At 68.3% G+C, this 19,646-nt stretch carries 9 protein-coding genes; 4 read left to right on the top strand and 5 right to left on the bottom strand.

Annotation, left to right across the window (positions count from 1 at the left end; translation table 11 throughout):
* The coding region (locus HOV91_RS33380) for a non-ribosomal peptide synthetase (RefSeq protein ID WP_174189252.1) at positions 1 to 9,989 on the top strand (9,989 nt) is incomplete at its 5' end.
* Between the two features lie 199 nt (positions 9,990 to 10,188).
* Here the strand turns inward: HOV91_RS33380 and HOV91_RS40940 are convergent.
* From HOV91_RS40940 to HOV91_RS33365, 3 genes are all read right to left on the bottom strand, one after another.
* The gene (locus tag HOV91_RS40940) at positions 10,189 to 11,898 is read right to left on the bottom strand and encodes an ATP-binding protein (protein ID WP_174189251.1); all 1,710 of its coding nucleotides are present in this window, start codon (positions 11,896 to 11,898) and stop codon (positions 10,189 to 10,191) included.
* 597 nt (positions 11,899 to 12,495) lie between these two features.
* Positions 12,496 to 15,435 (bottom strand): helix-turn-helix transcriptional regulator, encoded by a 2,940-nt coding sequence (locus HOV91_RS33370; RefSeq protein ID WP_174189250.1) that lies wholly within the window; start codon positions 15,433 to 15,435, stop codon positions 12,496 to 12,498.
* A 166-nt stretch (positions 15,436 to 15,601) separates the two neighbouring features.
* Positions 15,602 to 16,438, bottom strand: coding sequence for an NAD(P)H-binding protein (locus tag HOV91_RS33365; RefSeq protein WP_174189249.1), 837 nt, complete (start codon positions 16,436 to 16,438; stop codon positions 15,602 to 15,604).
* Between the two features lie 101 nt (positions 16,439 to 16,539).
* Between HOV91_RS33365 and HOV91_RS40935 the strand changes: the two genes are divergently transcribed.
* Entirely contained in the window at positions 16,540 to 17,466 is a 927-nt protein-coding gene (locus HOV91_RS40935) for an AraC family transcriptional regulator (RefSeq protein WP_174189248.1), read from the top strand.
* A 211-nt stretch (positions 17,467 to 17,677) separates the two neighbouring features.
* The gene (locus HOV91_RS33355) at positions 17,678 to 17,830 is read left to right on the top strand and encodes a hypothetical protein (protein ID WP_174189247.1); all 153 of its coding nucleotides are present in this window, start codon (positions 17,678 to 17,680) and stop codon (positions 17,828 to 17,830) included.
* Between the two features lie 110 nt (positions 17,831 to 17,940).
* Here the strand turns inward: HOV91_RS33355 and HOV91_RS33350 are convergent, their stop codons facing one another.
* Both HOV91_RS33350 and HOV91_RS33345 read right to left on the bottom strand, forming a co-directional pair.
* Complete coding sequence (locus tag HOV91_RS33350; protein WP_174189246.1) at positions 17,941 to 18,342, bottom strand: hypothetical protein; 402 nt, start codon at positions 18,340 to 18,342, stop codon at positions 17,941 to 17,943.
* Between the two features lie 4 nt (positions 18,343 to 18,346).
* On the bottom strand, positions 18,347 to 19,000 hold the full coding sequence (locus HOV91_RS33345) for a hypothetical protein (protein WP_174189245.1): 654 nt from the start codon (positions 18,998 to 19,000) through the stop codon (positions 18,347 to 18,349).
* A gap of 215 nt (positions 19,001 to 19,215) precedes the next feature.
* On the opposite strand from HOV91_RS33345, the gene HOV91_RS33340 reads away from it, so the two are divergent.
* Entirely contained in the window at positions 19,216 to 19,419 is a 204-nt protein-coding gene (locus HOV91_RS33340) for a hypothetical protein (protein ID WP_174189244.1), read from the top strand.
* The last annotated feature ends 227 nt before the right edge of the window (positions 19,420 to 19,646 follow it).

The raw sequence follows: 19,646 nt of genomic DNA, 5'->3' as shown, positions 1-19,646 counted from the left end.
ACCTCGCCCGCCACGACGGCAACGCGCCGGACTGGGCGCCGCTGCCGGTCCAATACGCCGACTACGCCCTCTGGCAACACACCACACTCGGCTCCGACAGCGATCCGTCCTCCCCTGCGACACAACAGTTGTCGTATTGGCACGACCAGCTAGCCGGGCTCACCGGACCGCTGGAACTCCCCACCGACCACCCTCGCCCGGCCGAGCCGACGACGCGTGGCGCGACAACCTCCGTCACCATCCCGCACCATGTCCACCACCGACTGGCCCGGATCGCCCGCGAACACAACGCGACCCTGTTCATGGTGGTCCACGCGGCCCTCGCCACGCTGCTGGCACGGCTGTCCGGCGGCACCGACACCGTCATCGGCACACCGGTCGCCGGACGCGGCGAACGAGCACTGGACGACCTGGTCGGCATGTTCGTCAACACGCTGGCCCTGCGCGTCGACGTCGACCCCGCCGCAACCTTTCACGAACTGGTCGAACAGTCCCGCGAAGTCGCTCTCTCGGCCTTCGCCAACGCGGACGTCCCATTCGAGCGGGTGGCGGCGGAGGCCGTTCCCGCGCTCAGCGCCACGGCCGATTCGTTCATCCGGGTGATGCTGTCATTCCAGGACCTCGAGCAGCCCAGCCTGCAACTACCGGACCTGACCGTCACCGCGCTGGACACCGGCGAGGTCACCGCCAAGTTCGACCTGCAAGTGATCATCGAACCACGCGACTCGGCGGGCGAACCCGCCGAACTGGCGGTTGTCTTCGCCTACGCCACCGACCTTTTCGAGGAATCGACCGTCCGCTCTTTCCTGGCCCGGTTCGAGCGGATCCTCACCGCGGTAGCGGACGAGCCGTCGACCCGGGTGTGGGACATCGACATCCTCGACGCGGAAGAGGCGCGCCACGCGGTATCCGTGGGCCGGGTGGCGACTCCGCCGGGCCGCTCGGCGACCGTCGAGCTCCTGCCGGATCTGCTGACCGCCGCCGCGGAGGCGAACCCCGACGGTGTCGCGGTGATCTTCGCCGACGGCTCCGAGACACTGGCCCAGCTGGATTACGTGGAACTCGACGAGCAATCCACCCGATTGGCGCGATCGCTGATCGCCCGCGGCATCGGCCCGGAAGACGCGGTGGCCGTGGGAATCCCTCGATCACCGGAGTCGGTGCTCGCGGTGTGGGCCATCGCGAAGACCGGCGCGTGTTTCGTCCCCGTCGACCCGAACTATCCGCGCGACCGTGTCGCCCACATGGTGTCGGACGCGCGCGCGGCGCTCGGACTGACCGTCGATGCGACGCGCGAGGACCTACCCGGCGGACAGGTCGAGTGGCTGGTCATCGACTCCGCCGAATTCGCGCGCGAACTCGGCGAACAGTCCAGCGACCCGATCACCGACCGGGATCGGACGCGAGCATTGCGGCCGGAGCACGCCGCCTACGTCATCTACACCTCCGGCTCCACGGGTACGCCGAAAGGGGTGGTCGTCACCCACGCGGGCCTGCCGGGTTTCTGCGCGGAGCAGCGCGAACGCTATCGCGTGACCACCGCCTCGCGCACACTGCATTTCGCCTCGCCATCGTTCGACGCGTCGGTGCTGGAGTTGCTGCTGGCCGTCGGCGGCGCGGCGACCATGGTGGTGGTCGCACCGGCCGTCTACGGCGGCGACGATCTGACCGCGTTGCTGCGCCGCGAACGGGTGACCCACGCGTTCGTCACGCCCGCCGCGCTGGCATCGGTGGACCCGGCCGGGCTGGATCGGCTGCGGGTGGTGATCGCCGGTGGCGAGGCCTGTCCACCGGAGCTGGTGCGGCGCTGGGTGCGGCCGATCTCCGGCAGGCGGACCCGCGAGTTCTACAACGGCTACGGTCCGACCGAGACCACGATCATGACCAATATCAGCGAGCCGCTGCGCCCCGCGGAGCCGGTGACGATCGGCGGGCCGATCCGGGGCGTGCGCGCTCTGGTACTCGACGCCAGGCTGCGCCCGGTGCCGGACGGCGTCGCCGGTGAACTGTATCTCGGTGGCGACCAGCTCGCCCGCGGCTACCACGACCGCTTCGCGCTGACCGCCGCCCGCTTCATCGCCGACCCGTACGGACCGCCCGGCGCACGGCTGTACCGCAGCGGCGATGTCGTGCGACGGCGCCGAGCAGACAGCCAGACCGTTCTGGAATACGTCGGCCGCAACGACTTCCAGGTGAAGGTGCGCGGCTTCCGGATCGAGCCGGGCGAGATCGACGCGCTGCTCACCAGCCGTCCGGACATCGACTTCGCGGTCACGCTCGGCCGTGCGGCCGGTTCCGGTGCGACGGTCCTCGTGTCCTACGTGCTGCCCGCACCGGACGCGTCCATCGACACCGCGGCACTCCTGGACGATGCGGCACGCCTGCTCCCGGCCCACATGGTGCCCACGGCCGTCGTCGTCCTCGACCACATTCCATTGACCCCGGTGGGCAAGCTGGACCGGCGCGCTCTGCCGGAGCCCCAGCTGCCGACCGCGCCGTACCGGCCGCCCTCCGGGCCGCTGGAACAGACCGTCGCCGACGTGTTCGCCGACCTCTTGACCGGCACCGAACCGATCGGAGCGGATGACGATTTCTTCCGCCTGGGCGGCAACTCACTGATCGCCACCCGGGCGGCAGCGCGGCTCGGGGTGCTGCTCGAAGCTCGGGTGCCGGTGCGGATGCTGTTCGAGGCATCGACAGTCACCGCGCTCGCCGCCCGGCTGGCCGAGCTCGCGGGCACCGGTGGCCGTGGGCTGCTCACCACTCGTCAACGGCCCGAACACATTCCGCTCTCCTCGGCACAGCGGCGGATGTGGTTCATCAACCAGTTCGACACCCGCTCGGCGGCCTACAACGTTCCACTGGCGGTGCGGCTGACCGGAGCGCTCGAGGTAGCCGCCCTGCGCGCCGCCATCGCGGACGTGGTGACCAGACACGAGATACTGCGCACGGTCTACCCGCAGACCACGCAGGGCCCGGCGCAGGTGGTGCTTCCGCCGGAGCAGGCCGTGCCACGGTTGGACGTCCGGACCGTAGCGCCCGGTGACCTGGAATCGGCATTGGCCGAGTTCCTCTCGACCACCTTCGATGTCACCGTCGAGGTTCCCGTCGCGGTGACGATGTTCCAGGTGACCGGTGCGGATCGTTCCGGACCCGCCGAACAGGTGCTCGCCATGGTGGTACATCACATCAGCGCCGACGGCTTCTCGCTGCGTCCGCTGACAACGGACCTGATGGTCGCCTACGGCGCGCGCGTGGCGGGCACGCCGCCGACCTGGACGCCGCTGCCTGTGCAGTATGCCGACTACAGCCTCTGGCAACACGAACTCCTCGGTTCGGAAAGCGACGCGGATTCGCAGGCCGCCGAGCAGATCGACTACTGGCGGCAGGCGCTGGCCGGGTTGCCGGATCAACTCGATCTGCCCACCGACCGGCCGCGTCCGGCCGTGCAGTCGTTCGCCGGTGGCAAGGTGCCGGTCCGCGTCGACGCCGCGACCCATCGGGCCTTGGTCGAGCTGGCCCACGAGCACGGCGCCACCCTGTTCATGGTGGTGCACACCGCCTTCGCCGTGCTGCTGTCCCGGCTCGCGCGGACCGACGACGTGGCCATCGGCACTCCGATCGCGGGCCGCGGCGAAGCCGTGCTGGACGACCTCATCGGCATGTTCGTCAACACCCTCGTGTTCCGCACCCGGGTCGAGGCGGGTGAGGCGTTCACCGATCTGCTGGCCCGTCAGCGCGAGACCGACATCCAGGCCTTCGCCCACGCCGACGTGCCGTTCGAGCGGCTGGTCGAGGTGCTCGATCCGGTGCGCTCCACCGCGCGGCACCCGCTGTTCCAGGTGGGCTTCTCGTTCCAGAACCTCGCCGACGCGAGCCTGGAGCTGCCGGGACTGTCGGTGTCGGGTGTGGATCTGGACACCGGCCTGTCGCAGTTCGACCTCCACCTGATCGTCGCCGACACCTATGCCGAGTCCGGCGCGGCCGCCGGTGTCCACGGTTTTCTCACCTACGCCGACGATCTCTTCGACGCCTCGACAGCGACTGCCATCGCCGCGCGACTGACGCGGGTATTGGAGACAGTCGCGCGGGCTCCGAAGACCGTGGTCGCCGACATCGAGATCTTGGACGACGCCGAGCGCGCGGACATCCTGCTGCGGCGCAATGCCACGCAGCGCCCGGTCGATGCCTCGGCCACGCTGGTGTCGCTGCTGGACGCCACGGTGGCGGCCGGGCCGAAGGAAGTCGCGCTCGTCACCGAGGACGGCGAGTCGATCACCTACGGTGCGCTCGATGCGCGGGTGAATCGTCTTGCGCGGCATCTGATCTCGTTGGGTGTGGGTCCGGAGTCGCGGGTGGCGTTGGCGTTGCGGCGGTCGGTGGATCTGATTGTGGCGATGTATGCGGTGGCGAAGTCCGGTGGTGGGTATGTGCCGGTGGATCCGGATCAGGCTGCCGAGCGCACCAGCTACATCCTCGAGACGGCGGCACCGGTATGTGTGTTGTCCAATGCCGAGGCGCAGTTCGACACCGACGTCGCGCCGGTGGTGCGGATTGATGAACTCGATTCGTCGGGTGTGGACGCCAGGCCGGTCACCGATGCCGATCGGGTTGCGCCGTTGCGTCCGGAGAACACGGCGTATGTGATCTTCACTTCGGGTTCGACGGGTCGGCCGAAGGGTGTGGCGGTGCCGCATGGGGCGATCGCGAATCAGTTGCAGTGGAAGAACGTCGAGTTCGGTCTCGACGCGGCGGATGCGATTCTGTTGAAGACGCCCGCGACGTTCGACTTGTCGGTGTGGGAGTTCTGGTCGGCGGTGGTGTGTGGTGGCCGTCTGGTGATCGCCGCGCCGGACGGTCACCGGGATCCGGCGTACTTGAACGAGTTGATGGCACGCGAGTGGGTCACCACGTTGCATGTGGTGCCCTCGATGCTGGATGCGCTGCTGACCGCCGGTATGCCGAACTCGCTGTGGCGGGTGCTGGCGATCGGTGAAGCGTTGCCGGGTTCGCTGGCGCAGCGGTTCCTGCGGGAGAACCCGCGCACCGAACTGTTCAACCTCTACGGTCCGACCGAGGCGGCGGTGTCGATCACCAGCCACCGCGTCACCCTCGCTGATGAGATGTCGGTGTCGATCGGTGCGCCGGAATGGAACAGCCAGGTCTACGTCCTCGACGGACGGTTGCGGCCGGTCCCGGACGGGGTTTCCGGTGAGCTGTACCTCGCTGGTGCGCAGTTGGCGCGTGGCTATTTCGGTCGCGCTGATTTGACGGCGGATCGGTTCGTGGCCAACCCGTTCCAGCCGGGTGCCCGGATGTATCGCACCGGTGACCTGGTCGCGTGGAACAGCCACGGTGAGCTCGAGTACCGGGGTCGTACGGACTTCCAGGTGAAGATCCGTGGTTTCCGTATCGAACTCGGTGAGATCGAAGCCGCGCTGCTGGCGTTGCCGGAAATCGCGCAAACCGCCGTGATCGCGAAGTCCGATCCGAAGACCGGTGACCGGTTGGTGGCCTACCTGGTCGCTGCAGATGCCGAAACCGGTGTCGATGTGGCGCGGGTGAAGGCCGAACTCACCGCGAATCTGCCCTCGTATATGGTGCCTGCGGCGTTCGTGGTGCTGGATGCGTTGCCGTTGAATGTGAACGGCAAGCTGGATCGCAAGGCGTTGCCGGAGCCGGAGTTCGAGGTTCAGGCGTTCCGTGCACCCTCGACCCCGATCGAGGAGATCGTGGCCTCGGTGTACGCCGAGGTGCTCGGTGTCGAACGCGTCGGCGCGGACGACGACTTCTTCGCGCTCGGCGGTAACTCGCTGTTGGCGACCCAGGTCGCCGCGCGTATCGGCGCGGCACTGGACACCCGCATCCCTGTCCGCACAATTTTCGAAGCCGCGACGGTCGCCGGACTCGCCGTGAAAGCCGCACAGCGCGCAGGCCGCGGCGGAGGCAAACCGATCGTGGCCCGTCCACGGCCGGAACGGATCCCACTGTCGCTGGCTCAGCAGCGCATGTGGTTCCTCAACCAGTTCGACACCGCCTCCGTGGTCGACAACATCCCGGTCGCCGTCCGGCTGACCGGCCGACTGGACCTGGCCGCCCTCCAGCAGGCTGTCACCGATGTCGTGCACAGGCACGAGACGTTGCGTACCACCTATCCGCAGACTCCCGCGGGCCCGGTACAGCGTGTGCACGACCCGTCCGATATTCCGATCGGGCTGCTGCCCACGCCGGTCCGCACCGACGAACTCGCCGAGGAAATCGGCGCGGTCGTCGCGAGAGGATTCGACGTGACCGTCGAAGTCCCGTTCCGCACCGCGCTGCTGCGGCTGTCCGATAACGAACACGTCCTGGTCCTCGTGGCCCACCACATCAGCGCCGACGGATGGTCGATGGGCCCGCTGACCAGGGACGTGATGCTCGCCTACACCGCACGCGGCGCCGGCGTCGCACCGAGTTGGGCGCCGCTGCCGCTGCAGTACGCGGATTACGGGCTCTGGCAACGCGAAGCCCTCGGCTCGGAGGACGATCCGGACAGTCCCCTCTCCGGTCAGATCGAATACTGGCGTTCGACGCTGGCTGGGCTGCCCGACGAACTGCCGCTGCCGACCGACCGTCCCCGGCCCCCGGTGCAGTCCTACGCCGGTCGCCGTGTCGCATTCACCGTCGACGCCGAGTTGTATCGCGACCTGCGGTCACTGGCCCAGCAACACCATGTCACGTTGTTCATGGTCGTGCACGCCGCCTTCGCGGTGCTGCTCGCGCGCGTGTCCGGCACCGACGACGTCGCGATCGGCACGCCGGTGGCCGGACGCGGTGAGCCCGAGTTCGACGACATGATCGGCATGTTCGTCAACACCCTGGTGTTGCGGACGCAGGTGCCGGGTGAGCTGACCTTCGCGGAGTTGCTCGCCCGTACCAGGAGCGCGGACCTATCGGCATTCGCCCATGCGGACCTGCCTTTCGAGCGCCTGGTGGAATTGCTCAATCCGCAACGCTCGACCGCCCGTCACCCGCTGTTCCAGGTGTCGCTGACCTTCGACAATCTGCCCGGGAAACGATTCGAGCTGCCCGGGTTGCAAGTGGAGGCGGTCGACTTCGAGATGGGCACCGCGAAGTTCGATCTGTCCCTGAGCGTGCGGGAGAACACCGCGGCCCTCGATTCCGGTTCTGGCGACGAGGTAGGCATGTACGCGGAGTTCTCCTTCGCCAGTGACCTTTTCGAGGACGCTTCCGTCCAGCGCTTCGCGGATCGTTTCGGTCGCATCCTGACGGCGGTGGCCGCCGACCCGGCCGTGCCGGTCGGCGACATAGATCTGCTCAGCGCACCCGAGCGCACGATCCTGCTGGAGAAAGCAGCGGTGTCCCCCGTCTCGGCGCGTGTCGCGACGCTGCCGGAGCTGGTCGGCGAGCAGGCGCGGCGTCGGCCTGAGGCGACAGCCGTCCGATTCGACTCGGCCACGGTGAGCTTCGGCGCATTGCAGCGGCGCGCGAATCGGATCGCTCGCGCGTTGATCGCGGCGGGGGCGGGGCCGGAAGCGCTCGTCGCCGTCGCCGTCGCACGGACCGACGAGCTGCCCGCCGCACTGCTCGGCGTGCTCATCGCAGGCGCGGCATACCTGCCGATCGATCTCGCCTACCCGGCGCAGCGGCTGGCATTCGTGCTGGAGGACGCGGCGCCGGTCTGTGTCCTGACCACTGCCGGGCAGCGAACGGACCTGCCCGCAACGGCTTTGCCGATCGTGTTGCTGGAACAGGCAGCGCAGTTCTCCGACGCTCCGGTCACCGACGCCGAGCGGGTGGCGCCGTTGCGGCCGGACAACCTGGCCTACGTCATCTACACCTCCGGGTCCACGGGTGTGCCGAAGGGCGTCGGTGTGACGCACCGGAACGTGGTGGAGTTGTTCACCAACACCGGCCCGCTGTTCGGGTTCGACGAGCACGACGTGTGGACGTTGTTCCATTCGTTCGCGTTCGACTTCTCGGTGTGGGAGTTGTGGTGCGCCCTGGCCACCGGCGGCAGCGTCGTGATCGTCGACCACGCGATGTCGCGTTCCCCGGATCTGCTGCGGGAGATGCTGATTCGCGAACGTGTGACGGTGCTCGATCAGACCCCGTCGGCCTTCTACCAGCTCGCCGAAGCCGACCGGGAGGCCGCAACGGGCGAGTTGACGCTGCGCTACGTGATCTTCGGCGGTGAGGCGCTGGATCTGCGGCAGCTGCGACGCTGGTACGAACGCCACCCTGACGATGCGCCGCGACTGGTCAATATGTACGGCATCACGGAGACCACCGTGCACGTGTCGTTCCTGCAGGTCGGCGCGGACCTGATCAACACCCCGCTCAGTCTCATCGGCAGAGCCCTGCCCGGCCTGGACACCTATGTGCTGGATCAGCGGTTACATCCGGTGCCGGTGGGGACACCCGGGGAGATTCACGTCGCCGGTGGCCAGGTGTCGCGCGGTTATCTGGGGCGGCCGGGGCTCACGGCAACCCGGTTCGTGGCGAATCCGTTCGGGCCGCCGGGCTCGCGGATGTACCGCTCGGGTGATCTCGCCCGCTGGCTCGGCTCCGGTGACGAGCCAGGACTGACGTATTCCGGGCGTGGTGACCAGCAGGTGCAGTTGCGTGGTTTCCGCATCGAACTCGGGGAGATCGAAACGGCGCTGCTGCGGTGCACGGGAGTGAGCCAGGCGGTAGCGGTGGTGCGCGCCGAACCGGCGCTGGGAGATCAGCTGGTCGGATACGTTCTGCCCGAGGCGGGCGTGCGTCTGGACCCGGCCGAACTCCGCACCCGGGTCGCCGATTTCCTCACCGGTTACATGGTGCCCGCCGCGATCGTGGTGCTCGACGCCATCCCGTTGACCGTCAACGGAAAGCTCGACCGGCGCGCGCTGCCTGCCCCCGAGTTCGGTGCGCGGGTGTTCCGTGCGCCCACCACTCCGGTGGAACGATCCGTGGCCGCCGCGTTCGCCGAGGTGCTCGGCGTCGAGCGCTTCGGCATGGACGACAACTTCTTCGAACGCGGCGGCAACTCGCTCATCGCCGCCAAGCTGACCGCGCGGCTGTCGACGGTGCTGGGCACGAAAGTGCCGGTGATGCGAGTGTTCACGGCGCCGACGCCCGGCGGACTGGTCGCCGATCTGGCCCGCCGCGCCGGCGGCGGCGTCGTCACCGAGGCGGCGTTCGACATGCTGCTGCCACTGCGCCCGGCAGGATCGGCCGCGCCGCTGTTCTGCGTGCACCCGGTGTCCGGCATCTCCTGGTCCTACGCGGGCCTGGCCGCCTACCTCGACCCCGAGCGACCTCTCTACGGGCTACAGACCCCAGTGCTGGCAGCCGACGCGGCGATGCCGGACTCGATCGAGGAATGGGCGGCCCGCTACGTGGAGCTCATACGATCGGTGCAACCGAAAGGCCCCTACCACCTGCTCGGGTGGTCCTTCGGCGGCGTCCTCGCCCACGAGATAGCGGTGCGACTGCAACGCGACGGCGAGCGAGTCGCCCTGCTGGCGGTGATGGACAGTTACCTGGCCGACCCGCCCGGCACCGTGGTCACCGACGCCGGGCAGGTACCGGTCGCCGAACTCATCGGCGGTCTGCTCGGCGAAGCCGCCGGGGACCTCGGCGCCGCCTCCGACCTGGATTGGACCACGCTCCCGCAGAAACTGACCGAGCTTCCCGAGCCGTTCGCCTCCTTCGGGGCCGACCGTGTGAGCCGGATACTCGACGCCGCCGTGCATTCCGTGGTGTTGCGCGGCGCTTACCACCCAGCGGTCTACCACGGCGACGTGCACTATTTCACCGCCGCCCTGGACGATCCGACAGGCTGCGTCGGCGCGACGATCTGGGCGGAGATCGTCGACGGGGCCGTGCACAACCACGCCGTATCCACTACACACTGGCAGATGACGACGACGAGTGGACTCGCCCAGATCGCCGAAGTACTGACAAAGGTGTCCCAGGTCGTGTCGTACGAGCAGGAGCGATGAGTCGAGCCGGTGGCTGGTCCTCAGCCGCCGGACCCTGCTGCTTCGCCCGCGCCGGGCTCGAGACGCTCTCGCCACGGGATCCGTCCGAGGGCGAGCACTGGCATATCCCTGCACATCCCCGCCGATCGCGTACCTGCGCCGCTGCCCTTCACTGTCGGAAGGTCCAGCGGACGAGAGGGCTCGGCGTGATCGTCGCGGATCACGCGCGGCGCCGCGCGGTGGATTCGCGACGCACCCGCTGCGCGACCTCTAGGGGTACGTATCGCACGATCTCGGTGCGAGAGGCGACCATCAGCTTGTGCCGGACGGCGGCCAGCTGAGCGTCCACCGTCCGCACCGACGCGCCGCGGCGCACCGCGATCTCACGATTGGCCCAGCCTGCCGCCGCCAGCAAGGCCACCTCGGACTCGGCGGGGGTGAGCTCGCTCCACCGCGACCGCGCGACCGACGACGAGGCGGGCACGGCGTATTCGCTGTCGGCGTGCCCGCTGTCCGGCGAAAGCCGGCGCAGCGCCTCGCGGGCCACGTCGTAGTCACCGGACGCCAGCGCCGAAGTCGATTCCGCCCAGGCCGAGACAAGCTCGTCGCCCGCCGGTGTCCGCTCCGCCGACGACAGCACGGAGAGCAGTGTGCTCGCGATCTCCAGCCCGACCATCGCCTCAGCCGCATCGGACAGACTGGTCTCGACGGAGCCGGCGATATCGCCCATGGCGCCACGGACCCACCCCATCCCGTCTCGCCCGTGCGGCCCGGTCCCGGTCTCCCGCACGGCGCGCAAGCCGTCCCGGAAGTACCGGCGATGTCTGCGCCGCAGCCCGGCCGCTCGATCCGGGTCCGCCGCGCACAGGCGTTCCCACGCGAACAGGCGGACGCTGCCGACCAGGTGGTACCGCACCGTGGTAGCCGTCATGCGCATGCCGACCAGGGACTTGTCCGCCAGCCGTTCCAGCAGACGCGGCACCTGATGCGGGGCGAGCACGCCGTCGCCGGAACATACCGCGGTGACGTCCGCCGACTCCACACCGTCGCGCATCTCCCCCGCGGCGGCCGCGGCATCGTCGGAACCGGGAGCGAACACCGACATACGTTCCAGCAGTGCGCGCTCGGATGTGTCGCAAAGCTCATAGGACCAGGCGATCGCCTCGCGGACACCCAGATGACGGGAGTCGGTACCGACCACGACGCCACGCGACCACCGCAACCGCATATCGTCGTCATCCCCGGTCAGTTCCCGCAGCACACCCGTCAGTGGCCGGTGCCGTAGCCGGGCAGCGGCCAGGCGGACGAACAGCGGATTGTTCTCCACCGCACGGCAGATCCGGGCCGCGATCGCGAGTTCCTCGGGATCACCGCGCAGCGGGCGTCCGATACGGTCGGCACGCCTGCGGAACACCTCCACCGCGTGCGTGGTGGACAGCGGCGGGACGGTGACGAGGTGCTCGTCTACCCAGCCGACGTTTTCCCTGCTGGTCGCGAGGATCGTCAGCGCGGGAACGACTTCGAGCAATTTCGCCACCAGCCCCGCCACCCCGGCCAGCACATGCTCGCAACTGTCGAGCACCAACACCGCGGCCCCGCCGCGCGCGGGGGCCAGTGTGTCCGCCAGCTCCGCCACCGGCGAACGCCCGGAACACGAGGCGCCCTCCGCCGACGCCAGCACTTGGGCCGCGACGGCCTCGAGGTCGCAGTCCCGTGCCAGATCGGCCAGCCGCGTCCAGAACACGCGGTGATCCGACGATCGCGAAAACTCACTCAGCGCACGCTCGGCGAGGCTGGTCTTACCCACCCCACCAGGACCGGTGAGAGTGATCATCCGGACGCCATTGCGCACCATGGTCTCGATCCTGCGCAATTCCGCATCCCGGCCGACGAACTCGCTCGCACCCCGCCCCGAACCACCACTCTGCACGACACCCTCCGCAAACTCGTACGACCATTCGATTCCACCCACCGAGCGCCCGGCTGCGGCCCGTAAGTCACCTGCCGACGCTCACGCGGTCCCCGTCATGGAGGTCGGCGACTTCTGGCGGCGACTCGCGGACATGCTCGCGACATAGGCGCGCCGCAATTCGCGCGACCGCAGCCCAGCATGGATATATCCGTCCGAAAAAGATTCGGCCGACACTGCGGGAAAACACGCGCCGCCCTGTGACATCGCCGCGTTCATGGATACTCCTGGAGCAGTGGCCTGTACTGGCAGTGTCGTCAACCGAGACCCTCGGGGGCAAGTAGGGGAAACCCTATATATGCCGTAGACACCGACAATCGGCGATAGCCCCGGTGTAACGCCGGTGCCGAGACGAAATGTGAATCACACGTGGACGGCAGCCTGCTGTCGCACTTCTTATGCACCCGATTCAAATGATTCAATCGTGAAACAGTTCAACGACAAGCCGATCGGACCTGCACGATCGGGCAGCTTCACGCAGCAGTTGATCCGTGGAAGCTCGCGGAGGGTCGCCATTCCAGATGTCGCCCCGCCGAGTAAGGGGCCCTGTGCCCGTGATCACGGCCGGAGCTCGGACTCCACCGCGGCGCGAGCGGCCAGCGCGGCCCGCGAGGAGACGTTCAACTTGGCGAACAGCCGGGACAGGTGCGCCTCGACGGTCTTCTCGCTGACGAACAACTCCTCGGCGATCTGCCGGTTCGTCATCCCTCGGATCACCCGACTGACGATTTCCCGCTGGCGACCGGTGAGACCGTCGAAAGCGGAGACGGGTGTGCCGGGCGAGCGCTCCGGGCCGGGCGAGGGCTCCTCGAGCCGGGCGCGGATTTCCCGGACAAGGGCCGCCAGCTCGGCCGCCTTGTGCGCGGTCGCTATCGTCAGCGCGGCATCCAATTCACGCTGGGCGGCAGCGGCATCGCCGGAATCCGCGAGCACACGTCCCAGCAGCAGGCGCCCCCGCGCGGCATCGATCGGCGTGCCGCTCTTCTCGTACAGGCGCACCGCATCCCGAGCCAGCCGCGCCGCGGATCGCCCACTCCCCTGCGCGAACTCGAGACGAGCCCGCGCGTATCGAGCGTCGCCCACTCGCATGGGCATCATCGCCGCGGCGTCGGCGATGGCCTCCAGATGCCGGGTCACGCTCCGCGCGGCATCGAGGTTGCCCAATTCCACTTCGGCGTCCACCAGATGACGCAGCCAGTAGGACAGCGTTGTGGGGGCCACCTTGTCGAGATCGCCGTATCCTCCACCGGTCACGATCTGCTCCCGCCCACGCGCATACTCGCCCACTTCGATCAAGGCGGCACCGTATGTCAACGGCGGATGATGGGAGTTCACGCCCTGCGGCGCCTTGGCGGCGATCTCTACGGCGCGAGCGCCCGTGGCGAGCGCTTCGTCTCGGCGTCCGAGCAGCGACAGCGCCCAGCAGCGCGTCGCTTCGGTCATCGCGGTCATCGGCGGATTGTCCAGCAGCAGAGCGGTTTCCACCGCTTCCTCGACCACCGCGAGAGCACGTTCCAGCTTTCCCTGCACCAGCAGCGCCACCGCCTGCAGATGCAGAAGGTCGACCATGTGCCGGCCGTATCCGGTCTCCCGGCACAACCTGATGCCCCGATCGGCGTGATCGATGGCGACGGACCAGCGCTCGTAGGACACAGCCGCGAACATCACGTCGGTGAACCCGCTGAGCAATTCGGGCGCGATCTCGCGATCGGTGAGCGAGTTCAGTATTCGGGCGGCTGAATCGAGCGAGTCCGAGCCGAACCGGAGACGGGAATCCAACAGCGTGGTCCCCATGTAGGCGTTGGCGGCGGTCGCGAGCAGGTGCAGGCGGCGGTCGGTGCGCGATCGGGCAGCCTGCATCAGCTCGGTCGCGATAGCCATGGCTTGGTCCCACTCACCACACACCATGTGACTTTTCGCCAGCTCCAACCGGTAGGAAGCCGCTTCGACACCGTTCGGGTCCACGAGTTCCAACGCGGCGGACAGCAGACGATGGCCTTCGGCCGGGTATCCCAATCCTTGCTCGGTCGCCGCGAGCATCACCATCATTCGCGCGCGATCGGCGCGGGAGGCTTCGGCGGCGGATTCGGCAAGCGCCTCGCCCAGTACTTCTCGACTGTCGCGGAGCCGACCACACGAATTCAGCGCGTCGGCCAAGGCGATCACCAACTCGAGCCGGCGCGCGTCGGGGGCGGCGGCAGGTAGCAGGCGCAACGCCGCTCGAAACCAGCGGGCGGCGGTGAGCGGCGCGCGCGCCGCCGCGCTTTTCCCGGCTTCGGACAGGACTTTTATCGTCTCCTCGTCACCAACCGTGCTGCTGTGCTCGAGGTGATGTGCGCGGATCGACAGATCGGCGCCCCGCACCGCCAGTGCCACCGCCGCGCGACGATGTGCCTCGCGCCGCCAGCCGTAACCGATCTGTTCGTAGACCGCGTGCCGGATCAGTGGATGCCGAAACGCCAACCGGCCACTCACCCGCGTAGCTTGCACCAACTGTGACGCCACCAGCTCATCGATGGCCGATGTCGTTTCCGCACCGGTCAGAGCGCTGATCTCGACCGCCAAGTCGAGATCGAACGGTTCTCCGGCCACCGCGGCGGCGCGCAGCAGGCACTGCGCCGACGGTGACATCGTCCGGATCTCCTGCTCCAGGGTCGCCTGGATGAGCGCGGGAACCCGGCGACCGGGCGGCTGATGGCACGGTGTGATGGACCCGCCACCGGCGCGTCTGCGTGCGCGAGCGAGTTCTTGCAGATAGAACGGGTTACCACCGCACTCCTGATGCAGATCCGACAGTTCGTGGGTGGGCGCCTGGTCCCCCAACAGCTCGGCTGTCTCCGCGAGCGACAGGGGTCCGAGTTCCAACGCGGACAGCACCCCGTCCCGGGAAGCACGGCCCAGCGCGGCGGCGTGAATGGCCGGGAGCTGCGCGGCGCGGTGCGTGAGAATCAGCAGGCAACCGGGCACCGCACCGCGGAGCAGATACGCAAGCACTTCGAGCGATGCGTGATCAGCCCAATGCAGGTCGTCGAGGGCCAGTACGATCGGTGCACGCGTCACCAGTAGTTGCAGGGCCGATCGCACACTGTGATGGCACCGCCGCCGCTCGATCGTCGTCTCGTCCGGTGCCGGCGCGGCCCATCGGTGTAACGACGGAAGAAGCCTCCCGAGCTGGGTCAGGTCCTGCGGCGCCAGCGCGCGCAACTCCGGCTCGGGCAGCGAGCCCACCGCGTCATCGAGCGCATCGGAGAGCACCGCGTACGGAATCTCCCGCTCCAGCTCGGTCGACCGGCCGACGAGCACCTGGAAGCCGCGCTCTCGCGCAGCGTCGCAAGCAGCATCCAGCAGACGGGTCTTGCCGATCCCGGCCTCGCCCGCCAGCGAAATCGCCGCGGCTGCACCGTCTTCGGCGATCGTCATGGCCGCGGTGAGCGCGCGCATCTCCACGACGCGTCCCACCAATGGCCGACTATTACCACGCGACCGGGGCCGTGGCACATCTCCGTATCGCTCCGAGGGAATTGCCTCTGGCCCAACCATTTCGGAAGTATCGTAGCCACCGGCTCGCACCGGTAGGCGACCGCAATACTGGGGGCAGGATCGTCACCGCCACGACGAGCCTCGGGGACGAGCGCCCCTGGAGCCGGTCGAATATTCGGCGGGGTTACCTCCATATGCCGGCGTTCTCGCGGGCGTAGGACTCCAGATCTCGTGCCGGGTGACCGGTGATCCGTTCGACCGTATCGGTGACCACGGCGTTGCCGCCGTCGCGGATCAATCGGAACAGGCCCAGCTGCCAGGTGATCGAGCGTTCGTCCAGACCGGCCGTGCGCAGGCCGTCGGCGAACTGGTCGGCCGGAAGGGCCGTGTAGCGCAATTCCCGGCCGGCGGCTTCGCCCAAGGTCTGCGTGACCTGCCGCAGGGTCAGGGCCGCCGGGCCGGTGACGATGTGGATCGCGCCCGCATGTCCCTCCTCGGCGAGTGCGGCGACCGCCACTTCCGCGATGTCACGGGTATCGACGAAGCCGACGACGGCATCGTCGGCCGGAAGCGCGAGCTCGCCGTGCTCGCGCAGGGACGCCGCGAAGCCCTCGCCGAAGTTCTGCTGAAACCAGTTCGGTCGCACAATGGTCCACTCCATACCCGACGCGCGGACGTCCCGCTCCCATGCGGCCATCGGAATCGCGTCGGGCAGCTGGTCGACGCCCAGCACCGACAGCAGCACAACTTTGCGCACTTGCCCGGCGGCGGCCAGCAGATCACCGACAAGGCCGGGTTCATCCGGCGCTGCGTACGGGCCGACTACGTACAAGCTGTCGATGCCGTGCAGCGCGGGGGCCCAAGTGGAACGGTCGGCCCAATCGAAACGCACCGGCTCGACCCCGGCAGTCGCCGCTTCGGGCTTGCGGCTTGCCGCGCGGACCTGGACACCGCGGCCCACCAGCGCGTCCACCACGGGCCTACCGGTCTTGCCGGTCGCGCCGACTACCAGAACAGTCATCGAATTCTCCTCGGATCGGTTGTTCGAAGAGAAATTTACGGTGCCCACCCAGGATGATGAATGCCTGAAAATCCGGGATACATGTCCTAGAGTCCTGAACTGTGGACGTTCTCTCCGACGCGCTCGCCGCGATGCGAACGGGCCGGACCCGCGCGGCCCGCACCGACGTACGCGCACCGTGGGGCCTGCGTTTCTCGGGCGTCACCGGCACGACTTTCCACGTTGTGCTCAGCGGCACCTGCTGGCTGCTGTCCGACCGGACCCAGCCTCTCGCGCTGAGCCCGGGCGATGTGGTCTTCCTCCGCAAGGGGAGCTCGCACGCTCTCGCCGACAGCCCGGACACCCCGCTGGTCGATTTCGCTCCCGAACGCTCGGAGCCCGGCTCACCGATCGGCCATGTCCGCGTCGACGGCTCTGGAGCGCGGTCGATCCTGGTCTGCGGCGCCTACCAGCTCGATCGAACGCGGCCGCATCCGCTGATGCGGGAACTGCCCGAGTTCCTGCACCTGCCCGCGGGGAACGCGGAACTCGGTCAGCTCGTCGGCCTGCTGGCGACCGAGTTCGACCAGGATCGACCTGGCCGCGACGGCATCGTTCCCCCGCTGGTCGACGCGATGCTGCTCTACATCCTGCGCACCTGGGCGGACGAGCGCGCCGATGCGCAGGGGTGGGCGCGCGCGCTCGCCGACAAGGCGGTCGGCCAGGCGTTGCGCGACATGCACGCCCGCCCAGCCACCCCGTGGACGGTGCAGCGGCTGGCGGCGCGAAATGGACTGTCCCGGTCGGTGTTCGCCCAGCGGTTCACCGCGCTCGTGGGCGAACCGCCGGTGTCGTATCTGACCTGGTGGCGAATGACCAGCGCCGGACGCATGCTCCGCGAATCCGACGCTCCGCTGCGGAATGTGGCCGCGCAGGTCGGCTACACCTCCGAATTCGCTTTCGCCAAGGCGTTCAAACGCGCTTACGGCGTCGCTCCGGGGGCATACCGCCGCGCGGCGACGATCGATGCACCGAGCGTTGCGACCTGAACTCGGGTTCGACGGCACGAACGTTGTCATCGGTGCGCCGACGCAGCGGCAGGCGCCACGAGCATCAGTTTGCCCGGCTGGTTGAGGGGTAGGCAGTGTTCGCGATCCCGCCGAACAAGACACCGACCTCATTTCACGATTTCGGACGACCTCAGACCGAATACCGGCTGCTCGAGCGACGAGCGCCCGCCTCCGCCGAGGAGAACCACTCATGAATCGACCCCACGACCGCACCGACGAGGAAGACGCGCGCGCCACCTCGAACACCCGAGAGAAGAGGATCATCGAGGGCCGATCCGAGGCATCCGGCAATCTGGCAGGCCCCGGCCCCAACACCGACCAAGACGAAGACCCCGACACCTGAACCCGGAGCCGGTCTGCGTTCGGCGGGAGAACACGCCAGCGCCGTCACCGTCCCGCCGCAACCATGGCCGGACTGGGTGATCAACGGGTCGGCCCACTCGATCCGAGCGTTCAAATGGGGTCCGGCTCGTGTGATCCGTAGACGGGGGGTTCGAATGCCGTGGTCAGCGGATCGGCGGGAGGTGGAGTGCTGCGACGAACCCACAGTCCGCCGAGGAGGGCCACGGCGGTGATGATCGCGATGTGCACCGCCATGACGACGAGGAACGGCAGGATGAATCCCTCATCGGTGACCGCGCCACGGTCGGACACACAGTAGAGGGTGTAGTCGACCGAAGTACCCTCGGAGTCGTGGTAGGTGTCGGACACGACCACGGGTTCGCGGTAGGGCTCCGAACAGAACAGCGGCGCAGTGAGTTTCGCTTCGCCAGGCCAGATCGCTACGGGCACCACGGTGCTGAACATGCCGACGACGGCACCGGTCGACAACGCGGTGGTGAGCAGTCGCGTCATAGCCTCACACCTGCCGGATTCGAAGGAACGCGCCGGTGCGGTCGAACTCGGCGACCATATCCGTCCGCGGGGAGGTCACGTTCGCGACGATGCGGATCTCGTGGCCGAAGCGGCTCACGATCATCACGGTGACCTCGCCGTCGGCGAGTTCGCTGCGAGCCAGGGCGGTGTCGACGATGCCCTCGATGCGCGCGAGTCCCGGCACCTCGCTGATCGCGAACCCCTCGGCGTCGAGGTTATCGAAGGCCGAAACCCGCACCGGTTGAGGCGCACTCAACGCACCGAGCGTGAACGAATAGTCATCGAGCCTGCGGGAACCGTTCGGATCGCGCACCCGCAATCGCACGACCGCTTGGCGCGCGGTGGGATCCGGCCACGCGGAGAGGAACCGCGTCACCTGATCCGGCTGATCGGACAGCACCACGCGGAACCGCGTGGAGTTCGGCGCGGTCAGCAGAATGACGTGAGCCTGGAAGTCGGTGATTTTCAGATGCTCTCGCACCGCGGCGACCGCCGACTCCGTCAGCCCGTTCACCAGTCCGCCGCCCCGGGCCCGCAAATCATGCTCGAAGTCGCCGCGCTCGACCGCCCCGATACATCCACCAGCGCTCAGTACGACCAGACACAGTGCGGCCCGCAGCCACCTCCAACGGCGCATACGGAAATGCTAAACGTCCACCCGCCGAACGCATGTCGATCTCAGCGCTGCCTGCATCGTTCTTCGGCACTGGCGTCGAATCCGGGCAGCCCGTGGCCCGGTTTCCCCGGCCGACTGGCGGTGGATGTTTCTCGCGCCATCTACGTGCTATTCGGTGAAGGACTGCGCGCAGTACCCCTGATGAGGGTTTCTATCAGAAGTTCGAGGAGGATCTTGTGGCCGAGAAGAGTTATCGTTCCGCCGAGACCGGCGAATATGTGAGCGAGGAAACCGCAGCGGAAAATCCGAAAACCACGCTGGGCGAGGATGAACCGCACCACGGTGACAACCGGCGCGACCGCTCGGCGATCACCGGGCACTTCGTCAAGCCCGACACCAGCCGCCGCCACCCCGACACCACCGTCACCGAAAACGGGTGACGCCTGGAATACCCTGCGAGCGACGAGCTCTCCGGTCCCCACCGTCACACCGGTTCGACAGGTAGCCCCAGTGCAGTGGCCGGGCTGAAGTTTTCGGTGCCCGAGGAGCGCAACGAGCGCAGGACCCGGCCGCAGGCGCACCGCCCATCAGCGCTGCCAGTTGGCGCCCGGGGCGGGCGGCTGCGGCCAGTGGGTGCTGGGCGCGCCGAGGGCGGGCTGCTGGAGGT

Source organism: Nocardia barduliensis, from assembly GCF_013315795.1.
In the GTDB taxonomy this organism is placed as follows: Bacteria; Actinomycetota; Actinomycetes; order Mycobacteriales; family Mycobacteriaceae; genus Nocardia; species Nocardia barduliensis.
The sequence above is the reverse complement of the archived record's forward strand: the minus strand, read 5'-3'. Positions and strand labels throughout refer to the sequence as shown.